Here is an 18,496-nt window from a genome sequence, read left to right on the forward strand (position 1 = left end):
CAAGTACATAAAAACCTCAGACACAACGCAGTAGTTGCTATCTGAGGTGGGATTCCAAGAGAAGCCCTTGGAACCAGATGGTGGGACTGTCAGCCCACAATGCCCGAAATCCGGAGCAGGATAAACATTGCCCACCCGACTGGTTGGGCAATCACGAGGTAGAACGCCCACCGTGGCCGAATGGGCGGCCAGATGAGGGTGTGATGGTCGTCGTCATAATAGAAGAAGAAACGATGCCGCCGTCGCATAGCTGTCACTCTTCTTTCAAGAAAGTGGTTCGGTCCGACGGAATACGGAATTGCGTGTTCCGTCGGCTCAGGCCATTATTCTGCCTGAACGACTAGCATAATGCAAGGTTTAGTACGAGAGGAATGCCCATGCCGTTACACGCCAAATAGAGGCGCCGCAGCGGATCATCGACGCTGTTGTAAATACAGCCGGGCGAGTATTATGGGGAAATGGACCTAGAGCAAACAGATGTTCGTCAGATGTTCGAGAACGCCGGCACCGGGATATGGACCACAATTTACGATAGCTGGCATGAGTCGGGTGTTGCGAACGGCGGCATCTACTGTGCGCTCGCACCCCTGTCGCACCGCGAGGCAGCTGTGCGCGATCCCGGTTGGGACATCATGGCTGGCGACTTCCGGCCTGGGTTTTCGCAGCACTACGAAGACGGCCAAACGGTAGTGACCTACCTGCCGGGCGCTCGTTCGAGCGAGCTTGTCGAGCCGCTGGTTCTCCTGCGTGAGTATGGAGGAGTCATCCCGTCGGAGCTGGAGCTGGTGGAGCAATTTCGACTTTTCCATAACCTGTACTTCGATAAATTGACCTCCCAGTACATGAAGCCTCACGACGACGGTACCTCCGCCGTAGCCGTGAAGTTTGACCGTCGAAAGGTAGAAGTGCAGACGAAGCTGCTGCGGCAGTACCAAGCCGCTCAGCAGCTCGATCTACTACTGTTCGTGGATTCCGTCCGCTTCGGTGCGGCGGGCGAAGAACCGCCTCCGCGCGAGGATTGGTCCACCGATCTGCTGATGGCTCACCGTGTCCCGAGTAGGGACAACCGCGGCGAGTCCCCGTTCACTCGTTACCTCGGAACGCGAGTTCTGCCGCCTCCGCCCATTGAAAAGTCGGGCATCTGGCCCTACGAGGAGCCGGATGACTATTACCCGGACTTTCTCATTGGCACGGACCCGGATGGGGATGAGATTCGCTTTACCTGCAACCCGGATGCCTTGGCAAACTACTTCGGCGCAAACCCAGATGCGCCGAACTATCTGACGCCGGTTCACTTTCGTCGCGAGGTGCTAAAGAAGTACTACGACAAGCCCGAGCTCTACAGCGTGGACGACGGACACCTTAGCTGTGCAGGCCTTTGGAGCCTTCGGCTGGATAATTGCGCCGCGAAGACGGTCGTGGTCTTCCTCGGAGATCTGGGGCGTGATCTCCCCAAGCGAGAGCGTGACTACTGGCGCAGCTTCAACGTGCCGCCGGATGCTCCGGTCAGTGAAACGCTCATTCGGCGAGCTTTCCTTGGACAATTCGTCGATCCCGAAGCCACCGACCTCCGATTCCGGAGTTCCTACGTGGCCCTGCGGGGAGCGTGGGCCAGTAGGTTCGGCTGGGACTTGTTCAGGGCTCCGCAGGATGCGGACGCTGGCCTGCTCCAGCGGCTGCGGCTGCCTCTTGATGACTCTCAAGCGGAATTTGAGGCCAGTATCCGCATCATGACACAGCTTTGCGTCGACGCGATTAACGAGAAAGACATCCTGGCTCATACGTCTGACCCGCAAAGCGGTGAAGCCGGCATCTCCAAACTTAAGCGTTGGTTTGAGCAAGAGGGCTATCCTCATGCCGACCGGGATATCAAGTTCCTCCGAAGCCTGCAAGAAGCTCGATCGAAGTTCACCGCTCATCGCAAGGGCTCGGATTACGAGAAGACGTTGACCAAGATTTTCGGTGAACTCCGAGGTCCTGCGGCAATCCGCACGTTCTTCGAGTCTGCGCTCCTGCTTTTGACCGGTTTGGAGGAATGGGGAGTAGCGTCTCAGGCCCCTCCAGCCAACGAATCTTGAAATTCGGCAGCATGCCCCGGCGTCACGTCGTCTCCGGGGCATGCTGCGAACGGGGCTACTCAGGTCAGGCCGTCCGGGGCAATCCCCAGGGCCCGCACGGACTGGGAGTCGATCAGTCCTGCCGACAGGCCGGCAGGACTGCGGTCAGCCTCGCGGACCTTGGTCCGCAGCGCGTCGCGGTTCCTCTACACGATGCCGTCGTTGTGTCACCAGGCGAATTCGGTACACCGCCACGGGCCAGGGTGCAAAGACCTTGGGCAGCAACCGCCACTGGCAGCCGGTCCTGGCCAGATATAGGATCGCTTCCACGATCCAGGGTCAGGAGGCCCGCATGGCCGGGCCTTCTCGGGAGTCGGTCATATTTCTTAGGTGAGATCTGTTCCAATTGGCTGTCATCAAAATTTGATGTTAGCCTCCCTTTGCTCCCAGGAAGGGGATTCTTACAATGGCTCAGCGCGTAGTCACGCTCTACACAGATGACATCACCGGCAACGAAGGTGAAGACATCGCGACCCACACCTTCAGCGTGGACGGGGTCACCTACGAAATCGACCTCGGCGAGGACAGCTACCAGCAGCTGCTCGATGCTCTGGGGCCGTTCGTTCGCGCGGGTCGCAAGATCGGTGGCTCGTCCCGGCGCGGCGGTAGCAAACGCGCTCAGGCTGACGGCCATGGTCCGGACGCTGCGAAGGTCCGCGAGTGGGCTCAGGCGCAAGGCATCGAGATCAATGCCCGCGGCCGTATCCCCGGCGATGTGCTGGAGAAGTACCAGGCCGCGAACTAACGCGGCGGCAGGCGTAAAGCCCCCAGCACCGCCTTGCGGTCGCGGCTGGGGGCTTTGTCCGTTGTAGTGCCAGTTTTGTTCAGGGCAAATCATGCCGTCACGCAGGCGATCCCCCTGGTGTCAAGTGGTGGTACCCGGAATTAATGCAGTCACCCAGCTCACTGCCCATGCCCCCCTGCTGGCCCCGCTATCTCCTTCACGAGCACCGCCACCTGCCCTGGGCGGATCGTGCTTCGGCCGGAGACGTGAACTTCGAGACGGCGGGCATCGGCGACATCCTGGCGTCCCGTACTGGGAGCAGGCCATCAAGCGCAACGACTTCGAGGGGGAGGGCCTGGCGTACTGCGAAGTTTGTGACTGGGAGACGCTGTCTGTCCGGCTGCTTCAAACGGCACCCGGGATGGGATCGGGTTTTGGGTTCACCCGATTGGATCACGTGCCGCGCACTCGACCCCGGGCAGGGGGATGCTGAAAATTCCGGCGCATGGGAGGCGGCATAGTGAACATCATTGGCGAACAAAATCTGCTTGATACAAACAACCCGCTACACATCGTCGGCAGCCGAGGCTTTCTCGATATGTGGACCTTGATGAGCCTCCTTAACTGCCAGTTCAAGCGCGATGAATCTCGCGAGCCGGCAGCTGGCTATGCGCGCGGGGATGAAAACTATCTCTCCTGCGCGGGCCTCACTGTCCACGATGCGGCCTCCTTCTTCGACGTTAAGCTACAGTCGGCTCCCGCAGGAGCTCAGCCGCAACACTGGCGAGAAATCCAAAATGTCGAGGCGGATGGCCCAGCCGTCGTGGACTACCCCAATGAGGTTGACACCTCGCAGCTTCGCCTCATGGCATATGCGCCGGGTCCGGTGGTTAAGGAATTTCAGGTAGCTCTGGTAGTAAGTGTGGATCTGATCCTCTCGCCGTACGAGGAGGGCTGTTTTCTGGCAACGGGACCGAATATTCAATACCCGGAGCGCTGCCAAAATAAGTATGGTCTCATCACGTGCGTCAACCAAGTATGTCCACCGGGCAAGATCTGCCAAGTGAGCGACTGCTCCGAGACCGACATTCACACTCGCGCCGTTTGTGAATGTGTTCTGGGGCGAGACCAGTGATACCGAGCTCTGGGCCCTACTGGCACCAGGCGGCGGGGTTTCCTGTTCGAATTGAGGACGTTCCGCCTGGTTGGCTCGCCGCAGCAGCCGACATAGCCGTTATCGCGGCCGTTGTAGTAGCCCTCGTGACGGGCCTGCTTACGTTGCTTGCCATGCGTAATGCTGACAAAAAGGCGGAGCCTGATCTTCAAGTCCGAGCATCTCGTGATGCTCGGACGGTCTACGTCCGTATAACAAACAGAGGGAGGATGGCCGCAGAGGTGCACAAGGTCTACCTTGGCGTGCTCGAACCCACGCCGCCGGCAGACGCTCACGGTGATTACAACCATCACCTTGCCCCCAATGTAGTAGCCGCGACCTTTGCTCCTACCATGTTTGAGGCCAAAAGCAGCCAACTGGTAACGTTGAAATGGCCTTCGGGAAGCATCAACTGTTGGGCACGAGATAGAAACGGCGTCGAATATCGTCAACTGGGGATAGATTCTAACCAGGTGCGCGCCATTGTTCGCGTCTATGATGGATTTAGGGCTGCCGAGATTAAACTAGAAGCATCGGTGGGCGAGGAGCCCCACCTCGACCCTGCCTGACGGTGGATCCCGTAATCTAGACAAAAAGCCCCGGAAGAGCTTTGCGGTTCCTCCGGGTGTGGTTTTGGTCGAGGCAAGAATTAGCTCCCCGCAGTGGGGCGATCTTCCCAGCCAAGCAAATTGTACGGCTTGTTGCAGATGATGCAATTCCGCCACCAGAGGAAGCGCTTGACCTCGGGATGATAGTCCACGGATGCCATGCCAGTGAGCTCACTGATGGGGTCAGCTTCGCGCCTCCAGTCCGTCCATTTATGCTGGCAGGGAGCCATATTTGGGGGCGCATTTCGGGGCGATCTTCCGAGGTTGGCATCTTTGGTCTTATCGTGGTACTTCGGCGCGCGGGCCCTTGGGGTGAGAATGCGTTTAAGGAGCCGGAAAAGGTCCATCGGGTACTCCCGACATGAGGGGCGTTAGGTGCAATTCTCGGCCGATTCAGGAAACGGGAATGCCCCCTTTATTGAATCGACTAAGAATTGAGCGCATCGTCTCATTAACGTGCCACCGAGTCAATGCTCGGTATCGCGATATTGACTTCCCGATTGATAGTCTCCGTATGGGTCAGATTGTGCTCTTGGCTACGACACGTACGCCTGCACCGGCTCGAACGGCCGTCATCTCCGCCGCCTGCGAAGTTGACAAGAAAGCCCGTCACCGCCGAGCGGCGATGACGGGCTTTCTTGTCATGATGGTGTTGCTAGGGCAGTGGGTAGACAGCAGTATCCACAGCCTGTGGACAAGATCGCGCGAAAGTCTCAGGCTGCTACGTCAAGAGCTTCGAGGCGATCACGGAACTCGCAGACGGCTGGGAGGGCCTGGTGCGGGCCGAGCTCGTTAGAGAACTCCCTCAGCCGGACCAATGCGCGCATCGAGCTGACCTGGTTCTCCAGGAGTTCGGCTCCAGCGTTGGCGGCATCGAGCGCTCCGTCCAGGTCGTTGCCGGCCAGCCGGGCTTCGGCCAACCGGCTTGCTCGGACGGCCTTGTCTCGGGGTACCGCCTGCTTGACCGAGAGCTCCAAGGCGCTGGTGGCGCGCTCAACTTGCCCTGCACGCAGCAGTACCTTGCCTTCGGTGGATTTCAGCTGCGCCTCCCCGTACCAGTCGAGCCAGTCCGGGGTCTCCTCGTCCGTACGGCGATCCCACAAGGTCATCGCCCGATTCAAGGCGGTGCCGGCCTCCTGGTGGGCGCCGTCCCGTGACAGTGCCTCTGCCCTGTGCAAGTAGAGGTAGGACTGCGTGTAGGGCGTCAGCGTGCGAGGGGCGTTGTCGATGGCAGTGGAGATGAGTTCCACGCGCTCCGCAGTTCGTCCGGCTTCGGAGACGTGGATGCCCATCTCCGCCAGGACGAAGGCCCCGAAGGCGTCGTCGCCGGCGGTTCGGGCGCTGCGGAGTGCTCCGACGTAGTACTGCTGTCCGGCAGATCGCAGGCCGGCGTCGTACGCCATCCAACCGGTCAGGTAGGACACTCGTGCTGCCAGCCCGTACAGACGGCTGCCGACCTGCTCGGTATACCGGCCGGTGCTCAGCAGGCCGGAGATGAGGGCGAGATCGCCACGCGCCTGCTCCAGGAGCCGGGCCCCGCCGAGTTGGTCATCGAGCGTGCGCAGCGTGCTGACGCGCTGCTCAATTGTCGTAACCATGCCGTCGGTCACGCGATCGCCGTCGAGTGCTGAGGCGAACGCGGATGGCGCCTCGGCCCAGCTCGCAGCCAAGCCCGCGAGGGCCACGCCTGTGATGGTGAGAAATCCTCGACGATCCATGCGACCACTCCCGACCAGATCTGCCAACGCCTCTACGGTACCGGCCTCGGTCCAAGGAGCTGTCAGTCCAGTGACTTCCCATACGGGGAGCCAACGGGGCCATCCCTCCGAACGGGCCTGGGCGTAGGGGACTTGCAGCAGGTCAGCCAGGACGAGCTGGGCGTCGCCATCCGGCTCCTGCCCCTGTTCCCACTTCCACACGGTCGTGCGATTGGTCGCCAGGGGGATGCCGAGGAGCTTCCCGCGGGCCTGCATGAGCCGAGCGAACTCAGCCTTACCCCATCCGCGGGACTGTCGGACGAAGGCCAGCGGATGCACTGCTAACGGATCATCAAGCACGTCGCTACCTCGTCTCTCGCACGGTAGTCCGGAGGCTACTCGCTGTGTGCGAGCGAGGGGAGGTTGCCTGCTACGAGAAACCCCCCAGAAACGTTCCCTGGGCCCGCCGGCTGGCCCTTGACTAAAGGCTCAGCCGTCCAGGGGCTCCAGGATGTGGCACGACAAGAGCGTGCGCCCCGGATGGCCGTCCAGATCGGCGGCTCCGACTCTGTGTCCCCCGTCAGGGTCGGTGCCGCTCTACCTTCCCGGAGGCGTCTGCCATGCCTACCCTCGTCACTCGCATCGTCCTCGCGGGCACCACAGGAGCGGTCTCACCTGCTCGGCGTGCGGTCGTGGAGCAGGTTCGCGCCTGGGGTGTACCGCTGGATGAGCAAACGGCGGACGCCATCGGCATCGTGGCCTCCGAGCTCATTACCAATGCGGTTCTCCACGGGGGAGGACGGATCGCGGTTGGTTTGTATCACCAGCCTGGACGCTTGATCATCGATGTTCTCGACGACAGCCCCGCGGCCCCACTCCTGAAAGCCGCAGAGGATGAGGACGAGAGCGGTCGCGGCATGGCGCTGGTGGCCTCGCTCGCGGCCCGATCTGGCTGGGAGCCTGCCCAACGCGGCAAACACGTCTGGGCGGAGATGACGCTTCCTAGACCAGCGCCAGCCATCCGCGCGGCAGTCCTGCGCCGGTTCTTCAGCGCCCAGCCAAATGTCCTCACCAGACCCACGCCCCATCCGTTCGTCTTGGCGGTTGCCTGATGTGGCCGCAGGGTCTGCGCCCGTCTGCTCTGCCTGACCCTGATGTCGTGTACCGGCCGTCGCGCCGTGACGTCGATCCGGTATCGGGTCAGCCAAGGGCTCACACCCTCTGGGACCGCCACGAATGGCGAAGCAGGGGCGAGTGCTGGTTGTGGTGCGGGCGTGAGGACGTCGAAGTGACATGGATTGGGCCCGTCCAGTCCAGTGGCATGCACGCCGCTCTGTTCTCCTGCCGGGCCTGCCTCTACGAGCTGGACCAGCGCGTCTTGTTCGTCAACATGCGCAAGGACCAGGGCGCCATGACCGGCCGGGCCACATAGGGCAGTTTCCGTTCGCGAGCACCCCTGGCGAGGCTGCGACAGCCACCCCGATCTCCGCCCCGCGGTTGCACGACCTTGTCATGACCCACGGGCGGTCCCGGCGTGATCCACGCCGGATTGCACCACCTCACAGCGGAGACGCCCTCTGGCAGATCCGCACATCGCCACGGCCTCTCACTATTCGAGAGGCCCGATGGAAGGAGAACCGAATGAAGAGCGAAGAAGGTGCCGACACCGACGTCGGCCTGCTGATCGCGGTCGATCAGCTGGCGATGGCTCACGACCGGAGCGAGGCAGAGCGCTCCGATATCACCAGCTCGCAGAACAGTGCTGGTGATGACGGGGACAACCGCGACCTGAACCTTCCCAAGGAGTAGGAGAAACCCATGGAGCACCGGCTCGTCACAGGAATCGAGAAGGCGCTCGGCTGGGACGGGCCGGGGCCCGTGGGCACCGTGTTCGCTCGCGGGCAGCTCGCGGACTTGAACGTGATCACCCGGCTGATGACGCCCTACCGGTTGCTGGAGACCATTCAACGCCGGCACCTGGCTAACCCCCAGCTGCGTTGCTACGCCAAGGGTGACGAGGTCCATCCCTCCACCTTTCTGTCCACCGCTGTCAATCGGCGCAGGCAGGCGGTGAACCAGGCGGATATGGCGGCCCTCGGCCGCATTCTCAATGGCGGCGGCACCGTCGTCCTCGACCACGTCGATTTCTTCGATCCGACGTTGGAAATCGCCTGCCGGGCACTGGGCTGGTGGTCGGGCGAACTGGCCTCCGCCAACGCCTACCTGGCCGTGGGTGAAACGGACGGCTTCCACCTGCATTGGGATGACCACGACGTCATCGCCGTCCAGCTGTCCGGCGAAAAGTCCTGGGAAGTCCGCGGGCCGTCGCGACCCGTACCCATGTACCGAGACGCCGAGCGCAACCTCACCCAGCCAGACGAAGTCCTATGGGCGGGCACCATGACCGCCGGTGACGTCATGCACATACCCCGGGGCTACTGGCATACGGCGACTCGACTCGGCACCGGTAGCGAAGGCCACTCGCTGCACGTCACCTTCGGCCTCACCAAGCGCACGGGCGTCACCTGGTCCAACTTCTTGTCCGACGCAACCCGCGCGGACGAGCTGTTCCGGACCGACCTGGAGAGCAGTGAGGACGTGGGCCAACACGAGCGGCTCACCGCGAAGCTGGCCGCACTCGCTCGCGAGTACGAGCCGCAGCGCTACCTGAAGGAACTGAGGGCAAACACGCCGCCCGCCAGGCACATGCCCCACATCGCGGCGTTTGGCCCGCTGGAGTACGTCGTGGCCGTCACCGAATTCGAACCGGTGATCACCCGTGAGGACGACATCGTCCAGGTGATCGGCGGAGGTAAGCACCTGAGCTTCCACGGCCGGGCCGAGCCTGCCCTCCGCGCCTTGCTGTCCGGCCATCCGGTCGAGCTGGCGGGGGACGCCACGAACCTCACGACGTTGGCCGAGATTCTGATCAAGGAGGGGCTGTGCGCACCACTGACCGCCGAATCGCTCTCGGGCTATACCGGACTCGTCACACCCGTGATCTTCTCGAAGGAGCCCTCGAACTGGGCGTGACGGATCTGGACACGGCCTTCAACTATCAGCACTTCGGCTCACATCAGGCTCTGGCGACCGTCGCCGCCGACCTGCTCCCGGCGTTCTCGATCGCCACGAAGGTCGGCTACTTCCCCGAAGGCCACGACCTCGGTGTCAGGCGACTACAGATGGCGATCGAGCAGTCGGCAGCCGCCCTCGGACGGACTGCCGACACGGTCCTGCTCCACAATCCTGAGTGTTCGGCCGCGGGGTTCGAAGCCGCCTGCTGTGCGCTTGCCAGGGCGCGAGAGGCTGGCTTATGCCGGACGTGGGGTATCTCCACATGGAACCCGAAGCCGCTGCTCGACTCCGCCTGGGAGGTCCCCAGTCCGGACGTCATCATGGTTCGCGCCGGCCTGAGCGTTCCTGCCACGGTGCTCGACGCCGGCGAGCAACTGACCGAACGGCTGGGCGCCCGACAGGTCTGGGGCATGTCACCGTTCGCCGGCAACGCGGCCGATCCGATCTGGACCCAGATCGACACGTCCCACTTCCTTGAGCCCGGGCAGCCAGCCTCTGCGCTCCAGGTCGGTATCGCGGCAGCGTTCGCGATCCCGGGGGCGGTCCGGCTGGCCGTCGGCACTTCACGAATCGATCACCTCGCCGAGTCGGTGCAGGCCAGTTCTCTTGACGTCAACGCCGAGACGGTAAAGCAGTACCGGATGTTGCTACGCCGCAGGGCTACGGTGAACGGATGAGTTACAGCCAGAAAGGACCGCCAGTGCCGCTCGATCTGGATGATCTCTCCACCGTGCCGCTCGACGACGTCCTGGAACGCGTCGAGCAGCGGCTGGGACGCCAGCTCAAGCGCCAGGATGGCCACTACAGCCAGTGGAACGGCACCGCCGGGTTTCCCACCGACGCGGACACCTGGATCCGCCTCGCCTGGCGGAGGACCGAGAAGATCAACACCCAAGCCTGGACCGGCTTCGAGGCGGCAGCAGCCATCGAGGGAGTACCACGCCCCCAATGGTCCGCTGCGGCCGTCTGGTCAGATGCGTCACGAGGCATCGTATGGCGTGCTGATGAAATGACCTTGACCAGCGATCCCGCCCTCTCCTCGACCGGGGACATCGCCGCCGACCCGCATCTGTCGGAGCAGTGGTGGGCTGACCTGCATTCCGCGCTGTTCAACTTGGCCGGCCACTCGACCGATCGCGTGGCCATGGGCCAAACTCACCTCAGTGCCAGGATTCACGAGATCTACGGCGACCAGGTCGACACCACCATCACCGACTGGGCCTGCGCACACGGCGACCTGGGCTACGCCAACCTGTGCGGGCCGCGGCTGACGATCATCGACTGGGAAAGCTGGGGCATGGGCCCGGTCGGCTGGGACGCCGCTTGCCTCTGGTCCGCCTCCCTGGCCATACCCGCGCTCGCGGAGCGGATCCTCATTCTCTTCGAGGACGTTCTGGCCACGCGTACCGGCCGCTTGTCCCGCCTGCTCCTGTGCGCCAACACCGCAAGAGCCTTTCGGCGGACAGGCAAGCCGGCCCCCCAGACGAAGACGATGGCCGCCGTCGCGGAGTCGCTGCTCACCGAGCTTCGCTGAAGCATTCACCCAACATCTCAGAGCGCTTGGGCGAGCCCTGCTAAGCGGGTTCAGTGAAGTAACGCGGGCCGATCTTGAACCAGCGTGTACCGCAGTCCCGACCGTGGAGCGGTCGGGACTGCGATGCCTGGTGTCAGTCAGAAACCGCTCAACTGCGTATGAAGGCTGCGCAGCGGGCGTGCACGGCGTTGAGGTACCACATGACGGCCCCGATGGCAGGGACTCTGCCGGAGGCTCCGATGCTGGCCGCCGATCGGATCAGGAAGGACCATGACGGCGGGTAGAGGGCAATCGCGATGGCCAGGCCGACGGGCACGCCGACGCCGAAGATGCAGCCGACGTAGTTGCCCATGATGTTCCAGAACGGATCCGCGACGACGGGGTAGGCGACGCCGGGCACTGCGTGGTCGACGTGCTGCGTCAGCGTCGTGCCGTCGGTGCTGAAGGACGTCTTTACCGCGGTGCCGTTGGCGTCTTTTGCCCAGGCGGGGTCCACTGCGGTGATGAGCTGGCCGTCCTGGTCGAGAACCGCGGCTGCACCGTCTGCGGTGATCTCAACGTGGCTTCCGCCGGGGACCGACATCTTGTAGGCGTAGTCGGTTGGCGCGGAGGCACTGTCGATGACGGTCATCATGCGGACGCCACCGTCTTCGGTGGCTTGGACGGCATTGGCGGCCCCGCCGGTGGAGGGGTAGACCACCGTTCCGGGGGCGACCGTCCTGGCGGGGCCGGCCGACTCGGTGTTCGGCAGCTCGATGCTGACCTTGGGGCCGTTCCCGATGCCGATGCTGACGGGGTCTGCGGCGTCCTTGGGGATGTCGAGCGTGGTTCCCGCGACGCTGCTGATGGAAGCGGAATCCGCATCCGTGGTCGCGGTGACCGTGTCGGACGCGGCCAACAGGCCGGGCACGTCCGACAGAGCGGTGGCAGCCGTGGATGCTGTCACGGTCGCGGGAGCCTCGGCCTCGGCCGGGCTCAATCCCAAAACGCTGACGGACAGGGCGAGAACGGGTATTACCAGAGAGTGGTACGTAAGGCGCATCCGACCGTCTTCTTCCGAGTTGAAGAATGCCCTGTTCAGGCGCATTCCGCTTTTCATGCGGTTCGCTGACGATCGCAGCAGGCAAGGAAGCCGTCAAGACTTCAACCAGTACGAGAGGAACATGAATCATTGAAACGCTGCGCGCGTCGCTTACGTTTCTCTTTTGACATTTTCCTCTCTATTTATGCAAGATGATTAACCAAAACGCTTTCCCGTCGGACGGGCGGACCAGCGTGAAGCATCTGTGCGCGGCACGACTGGGCTGTGATGTCCGTGTAGGTCGCTGCCACAGCACGAACGACCTCAGCCATCGGGGGCTGACCGCCCGGTCGCAGGCGTGGAATGAGGAACCTGTTCAGCGCTGAACCCTGGACTGCACCGGTGTGCGACAGCCTTACAGCTCCCGCCGACGGGCCTCGCCGCTGGCGGCGTCCTCGATCGCTCGCAGAATCAAGCGGAACTCGGCGTCGTCCAGGGCGCCAATCGCCTGCCCGAGCTGGACGGCGCACCGGCTCACCAGGGATGCGGCGATCTCCAGCACGGCCAGTTCGCTACGCGAGGCCCGGCGTCCCCAGCCGGTGGTGAACATCAGGAATCCGACGGCGTCCCCGTCGACCGACGGTTGTGGGGCCGAGATGTCAATCAGCGGCTGTTGGACCGCGGTCATGAGCTCTTGGTCCTCGGCGAAGCGGTGCAGCCAGTAGCCGTCCCGGTAGGCGCCCAACAGCCGGGTGGCCGCCCGCATCTGCTCGTTGCCCGCCCCCTGCAGAAGGCTCTCGGCCAGCTCCAGTCCTGTCGCGCTCTCGCTGGTCACTGTCACTCGCGTGTCCCGTCCCTTGTGTACGGCGGCCGGGTCCGGCCCGGGTCCACTGTGGGAGTCGATGGTGGGCGGACGGCCACCCACGCGCCGCAGGGTCGCCCGAACGGATTCGTGGTGCTGTGACGCCCGGCGCGGCGCAGAGCCTGCCTGATTGGAGCTGAATGTCCCGGATCGAGCGGTTCTGTGGCGTTAACGGCGTTATTGCGCTTCGTTGTTGGGTGGGTCGCTGGGATGGAGGAGTTGTTCATTGCGCCAAGCGATGGCCCGGTGGATCTGCGGGACGATCAGTCCGGTCGCGAAGGCGATCAGGTCGACGGTTGCGCCGGTTGCTACGCCGGTCAGGGCACGCACGATCTGCCAGGCCCAGAGCTCTTCGTTGATGAATGGCCGCTGCCGGTACTCCTCTTGAAGCTGCGCGAGGTGCAGGGCTGAGCAGGCGACGATCAGACGTTTTCCGTCCTTGCCGGGGTCGTGGGCGTGAACGGCCGAAGAATCGCGCACCAAGGCCAAGACGCCGTTGCGCCAGGTCCGACCGCACCAGTCGCACAATTCCGGCGGTCCTCCACTGTCTCCTACGCTGTCACTGTCAGCCATGGCCTTCACCTACCCAGTCACCGGATTGTGACGGCAGGAGGCCAAGCGGGGAGTGGGCGCCCCGAAGTGCCGTCGCTCAGCGGCTCCGATGGATGGCTGTCAGGGCTTGAGTCAGTGAGCATTTTCAGCGTTGCCTCTCCAGGGTGAGGACTGCCTTGGCGATTGACGTCATTCGATTTGGGCTGCATCGCGATCTTCGGAAGATTCGCCAGGACTTGAGTAGTGCCATACCGCGTTCGACGGGCGCCCGCGACGCGGCCAGTGCCCGGTTGACCGTCCGTTCTGTCGGGGTCAGCTGGCCGCCGGGCGGGCGTCTGCGCCCGGTGGTTACCCAAGGTCCGGCGCCCGTATAGGCGCGGTCGGCCAGGATGGGGACGCCCTGGAGTTCGCAGATCCGGATGATCCGGTGAGTACGGGCAGCGGTCAGGTCGTGGCACCGGCCCGGCAGGGCCGGAGAGATCCACAGCACCTGCCCGGCCGTGTCGGTCACGACCTGCACGTTCACACCGTGGCGACGATGCTTGTGCGAGTAGTCGGTCCGGCCGTCGCCCACCCGGTGGCACTCGGCGAGCGTCCCGTCGAGCAAGACGTACTCGGGCTCGTAGTCGCGCAGAACTTTCAGCAGGCCGGGTGCCCGGGCGGCCAGGAGGTCGATCACCGCCGTGGTGTAGGCGTAGGCGGTGCCGACCGAGATGCCAAAGCCGGCCGCTATCTGGGCCAGGGTGTCGTGCTTGCGCAGGTACACCAGAGCGACGAGCGCGCGTTGGTGCGGCGGAAGCTTGCAGCGGCGGTCACCCTCGCGAGTGACGATGAGCATGGTGACCCACTCGACCAGCGCATGAGGCAGGTCGAGTGCGGCAGGATAGGGAACCAACGAGACACCTGCGCTGATGAGTTGAGACGTCGAACACCTCCCTCAACGGCACGGGTGCCTCGTGCGTTGCGGCCAATCTGGCCGTCACCCCATCGGTGGCCACTCTGAAAATGCTCACTGACTTTGAAACGCCCCTGCTACGCGTACTGCGAGGTGATGCTGGCAACCGCCGAACCGACATTGCCAACCTGAGACGTGGTGAGGCTGTTGCCACCACCCCAGTATGTTTCGTACACCGTTCCAGCGGAGGTGCCGCTGTAGACGTGTATAACGCCATCGGGCGTCACCGCGGATGCCACCCCAGTCACAGGGCTACCAACACTGCCTACTTGCGAGCTAGTTAGCGAGTTGCCGCCACTCCAATAGGTCTCCCACACCGTTCCGGCAGAAGTACCGCTGAAGACGTGGGAGGTACCGTCGGCCGTCACCTGGAATGCAATACCAGTCACAGGCGAGCCAACGCTGGCCAACTGGTACGTCGTGAGGCTATTGCCGCCACCCCAATACGTTTCCCAAATGGTGCCGGCCGTAGTGCCACTAAAGATGTGGTAGGTACCGTCAGATGTCACCCGGAACGAGATGCTCGATATGGATGAGGTGACGCCGGAGAGCTGGTAGCTGGTAAGCGAGTTGCCACCACCCCAATACGTCTCCCAAATGGTGCCGGAGGATGTCCCACTGAAGACGTGGTAGGTGCCGTTCGCAGTGACTGTGAACCAGATGCTGGTGGTCCCAGCCCCAGCGTTGGCAAGCCGGTAGGTAGTGAGGCTACTGCCGCCACCCCAATACGTTTCCCAGATGGCGCCGGAAGCCGTGGCGCTAAAGACGTGGTACACGCCATTGGAGGTGACGGCGGCGGAAATGCTGGTGATCGGAGTGCCGATATTGGCAAGCTGGTAACTGGTTAGTGAGTTGCCACCGCCCCAGTACGTCTCGTGGATGGCACCAGTGCTGGTGCCATCGAAAACATGCTGGGTAACGCTGCTTCCGCTCCTGGTAAGGAAGGATGACGTGCTGGTTACGGCCGAGCCTACGTTAGCCAGCTGTGATGTAGTCAGCGAGTTGCCGTTGCCCCAATAGGTTTCGTTGATACCGCCGCTCGCAGTTCCAGCATACACATGCTGTGTGACCGCTACAGGTGCAGGCGGGGAAGTGGCGGCAGTACCAAAACGCCAATAGCGCGTAGCCCAACCCGCAGCTGGTGTTGGCGCCCAGTTACTGGCAGCGCTAACCAGGCCACTTCCTTCAGGAACGTTAGCCTGAACGATACTGAAGTGCCCGCCGCCGAGCACGGCCGTGATAACGACTGTATGCGCTTGGCTCCAGTCATTGTCGTTTGCATTGTTGCTGTACTGCACAACATCGCCGACAGTCGCCGTAGCACTCGTAACCTCGGTGGCAGGAGAATTGATGTAACTGGAAATGGTGCCACCTGGGCCAAAGTAGCCTCCAGCAGCCGCAACCCAGCGCTGAACGCTCTTGATGCACTCGCCTGGCATGTTCCAGCCGGTTGTTCGCGAGGTTCCAACTTCTGCAGTGCCCGCCCTAGCGACTAATGAATTGCTGAAGCTGGGGTTGTTCGTAGTGGCGCTTGCTGACTGCATGTGTTGCGTCAGCGGCGTGACGGGCAAGGCTATGAAGAAGCCGATCCCTAACAGCAGGCTCACGAGTAACGCGAGCCCCTTGCGCGTCGGTCGTATCGACATATCGCCCCTAACTAGGTGCCATCGGCAATCTACCGAGCCTACCTACGCTGGGGGCTTCGCAGCTCAAAGTCAATGACTAAGTGACCGGCAATGAGTAGCCGATCATGCCGCGCCTTGTAGATTCTTTTGAGGCGCGCTCAGATCCCAATAGAACTTGCACCTCAGTGAGTGTTTTCAGTGTGGCCACCCAGTGAGCATTTTCAGAGTGGCCACCGATGGGGTGACGGCCAGATTGGCCGCAACGCACGAGGCACCCGTGCCGTTGAGGGAGGTGTTCGACGTCTCAACTCATCAGCGCAGGTGTCTCGTTGGTTCCCTATCCTGCCGCACTCGACCTGCCTCATGCGCTGGTCGAGTGGGTCACCATGCTCATCGTCACTCGCGAGGGTGACCGCCGCTGCAAGCTTCCGCCGCACCAACGCGCGCTCGTCGCTCTGGTGTACCTGCGCAAGCACGACACCCTGGCCCAGATAGCGGCCGGCTTTGGCATCTCGGTCGGCACCGCCTACGCCTACACCACGGCGGTGATCGACCTCCTGGCCGCCCGGGCACCCGGCCTGCTGAAAGTTCTGCGCGACTACGAGCCCGAGTACGTCTTGCTCGACGGGACGCTCGCCGAGTGCCACCGGGTGGGCGACGGCCGGACCGACTACTCGCACAAGCATCGTCGCCACGGTGTGAACGTGCAGGTCGTGACCGACACGGCCGGGCAGGTGCTGTGGATCTCTCCGGCCCTGCCGGGCCGGTGCCACGACCTGACCGCTGCCCGTACTCACCGGATCATCCGGATCTGCGAACTCCAGGGCGTCCCCATCCTGGCCGACCGCGCCTATACGGGCGCCGGACCTTGGGTAACCACCGGGCGCAGACGCCCGCCCGGCGGCCAGCTGACCCCGACAGAACGGACGGTCAACCGGGCACTGGCCGCGTCGCGGGCGCCCGTCGAACGCGGTATGGCACTACTCAAGTCCTGGCGAATCTTCCGAAGATCGCGATGCAGCCCAAATCGAATGACGTCAATCGCCAAGGCAGTCCTCACCCTGGAGAGGCAACGCTGAAAATGCTCAGTCCACGCATGGCGGCTGGCACGGCGAGGGGCTTGGGCGGGTACGGCGGCCCAGAGCCACCTGCCGCCCCCGCCGGCCTGCATACCCGCAGCCCAACCTTCGGGCGGCGGTCGGCGGGCTCCGCCATCTCAGAGGGTGGAGGGTGACAGCGGAGCACGTCCGCATCACTTCATAGACAGAAACGCCCTTGCTGAAGCGTTCTGGGGCACTTTCGTCGGCCAGGCGCCGATGGATGGGTCCGAAGTGACGAGCGCGGTGCCGACGGCTCGGTGTTCGCGGGAGCCGTAGGTAGGCGCCGGGCCCAGCTGTGGCTGCCGACCTGCTCGTGGGGCGGGGCAGAGGGATACTGGAAGTCACGCACCGCGGGTATGTCAGAGGTACTGGCGAGAGCGAGGCAGCGGCGATGGACGGGCTGACGGAGCAGGAACGGCGGGCCCTGGAAGAGCTGGAATCTGACCTGTGCCAGGACCGGCGGCTTCATCGCCGCGTACGCCGCTTGGAAGGGCGCTCCCGGAGCGCCTGGTGGCAGCTCGTGGTCCTGTTGACGCTGGTGACCGCATCGGTTTCGCTTGCCGTCGCGGGGATCCACACGCCCACCCCAGCAATCCTCTGGGCTTTCGCAGGCGCGTGGACGGCCACTCTTGTCAACGGCGCGTGGCTCCTGATGGCCTGGACCCGGCGGCCACGCTTGCCCGACGCTGGTAGATAGCGTTTCTTGTCTACCGTGCGATCAACGACAGGCCACGTCCTGCGGCTGTGATGGTCGGGGCCGGCCCACGCCCGCGCCTGGAAGACAGGTCGTTGCGCAGTTCGCTGCGCAACAGAAACAGGGCAGCGGGGTCAGCGACCTGGGCGAGGTCGTCGATGAGCGCACCCACGAGGGGGCTGTCTGCGGCACGGACGGACCGAGGCGGGCACGGGGCATGAGTTAGTGCGCATACCTAGGCTTAGCAGCAAATGCAGGTGCGGCGATATCCCTGGATGGAGTGAGAGACGCCACCGGCCTGGATCGATGCCCGCGTAGGGGTGCACCCGCCGACGCGGCCCGATCCATGGGCGGCCAGCTCGTCATGCAGAGCGATGAAACGAGCGCTCCCGTAGCCACAGCTGGCGTCAGGCGGTCGGCTCCTCGCGATTCTTGTCTTCCAGGTCGTCGCTAGATTCGACGTGCGCGGGGTCGGGGGCGATGCTTCCCTGGTGGGGCCCGTTCCTCCCGTCACAAAGGAGTGATGATTACGATGAGCGATGCAGGCGAGACCGGCGGCCGGATCCGACAGATGCGCCAGAAGGCGCAGGAGCTGGAGGAGGCCGCAGAGCGTGCCACCGATCCGGAACTCCGGCAGCGGCTGACAGACAAGGCACGTCGGCTCAACGCGCAGAGCGAGCAGGAGACCAGCATGGCCGGCCGCGATCTCGACCCTATGGTGTAACCCGCGGTGTACCGGCTGGCGTCCCCGTCCCTTCGGATGCCAGCCGAGCTCGGCA

The 18,496-nt window shown here is 63.4% G+C and carries 18 protein-coding genes; 12 read left to right on the plus strand and 6 right to left on the minus strand.

The window, feature by feature from the left end; translation table 11 throughout:
• Window positions 1-458 precede the first annotated feature (458 nt).
• The 4 genes from C8250_RS28865 to C8250_RS28885 all read left to right on the plus strand — a co-directional run bounded on the left by C8250_RS28865 (window position 459) and on the right by C8250_RS28885 (window position 4,563).
• On the plus strand, window positions 459-2,078 hold the full coding sequence (locus C8250_RS28865) for a hypothetical protein (protein WP_138355936.1): 1,620 nt from the start codon (window positions 459-461) through the stop codon (window positions 2,076-2,078).
• 445 nt (window positions 2,079-2,523) lie between these two features.
• Window positions 2,524-2,862 carry an Lsr2 family protein gene (locus C8250_RS28875; protein ID WP_138355935.1) on the plus strand — a complete coding sequence of 113 codons (339 nt, stop codon included), beginning with the start codon at window positions 2,524-2,526 and terminating at the stop codon, window positions 2,860-2,862.
• A 499-nt stretch (window positions 2,863-3,361) separates the two neighbouring features.
• Complete coding sequence (locus tag C8250_RS28880) at window positions 3,362-3,976, plus strand: hypothetical protein (protein ID WP_138355934.1); 615 nt, start codon at window positions 3,362-3,364, stop codon at window positions 3,974-3,976.
• 248 nt (window positions 3,977-4,224) lie between these two features.
• The gene (locus C8250_RS28885; protein WP_138355933.1) at window positions 4,225-4,563 is read left to right on the plus strand and encodes a hypothetical protein; all 339 of its coding nucleotides are present in this window, start codon (window positions 4,225-4,227) and stop codon (window positions 4,561-4,563) included.
• A 752-nt stretch (window positions 4,564-5,315) separates the two neighbouring features.
• Here C8250_RS28885 and C8250_RS28890 read toward each other — a convergent pair.
• Window positions 5,316-6,659 (minus strand): transcriptional regulator, encoded by a 1,344-nt coding sequence (locus C8250_RS28890; protein ID WP_138355932.1) that lies wholly within the window; start codon window positions 6,657-6,659, stop codon window positions 5,316-5,318.
• Window positions 6,660-6,919: 260 nt separating this feature from the next.
• Here C8250_RS28890 and C8250_RS28895 point away from each other — a divergent pair, with 260 nt between their 5' ends.
• The 6 genes from C8250_RS28895 (at window position 6,920) to C8250_RS28920 (ending at window position 10,908) form a co-directional block, all read left to right on the plus strand.
• Window positions 6,920-7,411: an ATP-binding protein gene (locus tag C8250_RS28895; RefSeq protein WP_138355931.1), complete on the plus strand. Its 492-nt coding sequence runs from the start codon at window positions 6,920-6,922 to the stop codon at window positions 7,409-7,411.
• 176 nt (window positions 7,412-7,587) lie between these two features.
• Entirely contained in the window at window positions 7,588-7,731 is a 144-nt protein-coding gene (locus C8250_RS43745; protein WP_244809427.1) for a hypothetical protein, read from the plus strand.
• A gap of 209 nt (window positions 7,732-7,940) precedes the next feature.
• Window positions 7,941-8,108, plus strand: coding sequence for a hypothetical protein (locus C8250_RS28905; protein WP_187145023.1), 168 nt, complete (start codon window positions 7,941-7,943; stop codon window positions 8,106-8,108).
• Between the two features lie 9 nt (window positions 8,109-8,117).
• A complete protein-coding gene (locus C8250_RS28910) occupies window positions 8,118-9,332 on the plus strand; it encodes a cupin domain-containing protein (protein WP_138355929.1) in 1,215 nt (404 codons plus the stop codon).
• Window positions 9,242-10,051, plus strand: a complete 810-nt coding sequence (locus C8250_RS28915) for an aldo/keto reductase (protein ID WP_138355928.1) — start codon at window positions 9,242-9,244, stop codon at window positions 10,049-10,051. The genes C8250_RS28910 and C8250_RS28915 overlap by 91 nt, the downstream gene beginning before the upstream one ends.
• Window positions 10,048-10,908, plus strand: coding sequence for an aminoglycoside phosphotransferase (locus C8250_RS28920; RefSeq protein WP_244809430.1), 861 nt, complete (start codon window positions 10,048-10,050; stop codon window positions 10,906-10,908). The genes C8250_RS28915 and C8250_RS28920 overlap by 4 nt, the downstream gene beginning before the upstream one ends.
• Before the next feature lie 148 nt (window positions 10,909-11,056).
• Here the strand turns inward: C8250_RS28920 and C8250_RS28925 are convergent, their stop codons facing one another.
• The 5 genes from C8250_RS28925 to C8250_RS28945 all read right to left on the minus strand — a co-directional run bounded on the left by C8250_RS28925 (window position 11,057) and on the right by C8250_RS28945 (window position 15,905).
• Entirely contained in the window at window positions 11,057-11,854 is a 798-nt protein-coding gene (locus C8250_RS28925) for a hypothetical protein (RefSeq protein WP_138355927.1), read from the minus strand.
• A gap of 490 nt (window positions 11,855-12,344) precedes the next feature.
• Window positions 12,345-12,770, minus strand: a complete 426-nt coding sequence (locus C8250_RS28930) for a hypothetical protein (RefSeq protein WP_138355926.1) — start codon at window positions 12,768-12,770, stop codon at window positions 12,345-12,347.
• 198 nt (window positions 12,771-12,968) lie between these two features.
• Complete coding sequence (locus C8250_RS28935) at window positions 12,969-13,364, minus strand: hypothetical protein (RefSeq protein WP_138355925.1); 396 nt, start codon at window positions 13,362-13,364, stop codon at window positions 12,969-12,971.
• A 124-nt stretch (window positions 13,365-13,488) separates the two neighbouring features.
• Window positions 13,489-14,238 (minus strand): transposase family protein, encoded by a 750-nt coding sequence (locus tag C8250_RS28940; protein WP_138359693.1) that lies wholly within the window; start codon window positions 14,236-14,238, stop codon window positions 13,489-13,491.
• Between the two features lie 137 nt (window positions 14,239-14,375).
• Complete coding sequence (locus tag C8250_RS28945) at window positions 14,376-15,905, minus strand: hypothetical protein (RefSeq protein WP_138359637.1); 1,530 nt, start codon at window positions 15,903-15,905, stop codon at window positions 14,376-14,378.
• 347 nt (window positions 15,906-16,252) lie between these two features.
• Here C8250_RS28945 and C8250_RS28950 point away from each other — a divergent pair, with 347 nt between their 5' ends.
• Entirely contained in the window at window positions 16,253-17,002 is a 750-nt protein-coding gene (locus tag C8250_RS28950) for a transposase family protein (RefSeq protein WP_138359693.1), read from the plus strand.
• A 1,247-nt stretch (window positions 17,003-18,249) separates the two neighbouring features.
• Complete coding sequence (locus C8250_RS28960) at window positions 18,250-18,441, plus strand: DUF6381 family protein (protein WP_138357325.1); 192 nt, start codon at window positions 18,250-18,252, stop codon at window positions 18,439-18,441.
• Window positions 18,442-18,496 lie beyond the last annotated feature (55 nt).

Source organism: Streptomyces sp. So13.3, from assembly GCF_005860785.2.
Taxonomy (GTDB): domain Bacteria; phylum Actinomycetota; class Actinomycetes; order Streptomycetales; family Streptomycetaceae; genus Actinacidiphila; species Actinacidiphila fildesensis.

Coding starts and splice junctions, on each gene's coding strand:
- C8250_RS28920 (WP_244809430.1), top strand. CDS start 10,048: ATGAGTTACAGCCAGAAAGGACCGCCAGTGCCGCTCGATCTGGATGAT.
- C8250_RS28960 (WP_138357325.1), top strand. CDS start 18,250: ATGAGCGATGCAGGCGAGACCGGCGGCCGGATCCGACAGATGCGCCAG.
- C8250_RS28905 (WP_187145023.1), top strand. CDS start 7,941: ATGAAGAGCGAAGAAGGTGCCGACACCGACGTCGGCCTGCTGATCGCG.
- C8250_RS28885 (WP_138355933.1), top strand. CDS start 4,225: ATGGCCGCAGAGGTGCACAAGGTCTACCTTGGCGTGCTCGAACCCACG.
- C8250_RS28935 (WP_138355925.1), bottom strand. CDS start 13,364: ATGGCTGACAGTGACAGCGTAGGAGACAGTGGAGGACCGCCGGAATTG.
- C8250_RS28875 (WP_138355935.1), top strand. CDS start 2,524: ATGGCTCAGCGCGTAGTCACGCTCTACACAGATGACATCACCGGCAAC.
- C8250_RS28865 (WP_138355936.1), top strand. CDS start 459: ATGGACCTAGAGCAAACAGATGTTCGTCAGATGTTCGAGAACGCCGGC.
- C8250_RS28910 (WP_138355929.1), top strand. CDS start 8,118: ATGGAGCACCGGCTCGTCACAGGAATCGAGAAGGCGCTCGGCTGGGAC.
- C8250_RS28895 (WP_138355931.1), top strand. CDS start 6,920: ATGCCTACCCTCGTCACTCGCATCGTCCTCGCGGGCACCACAGGAGCG.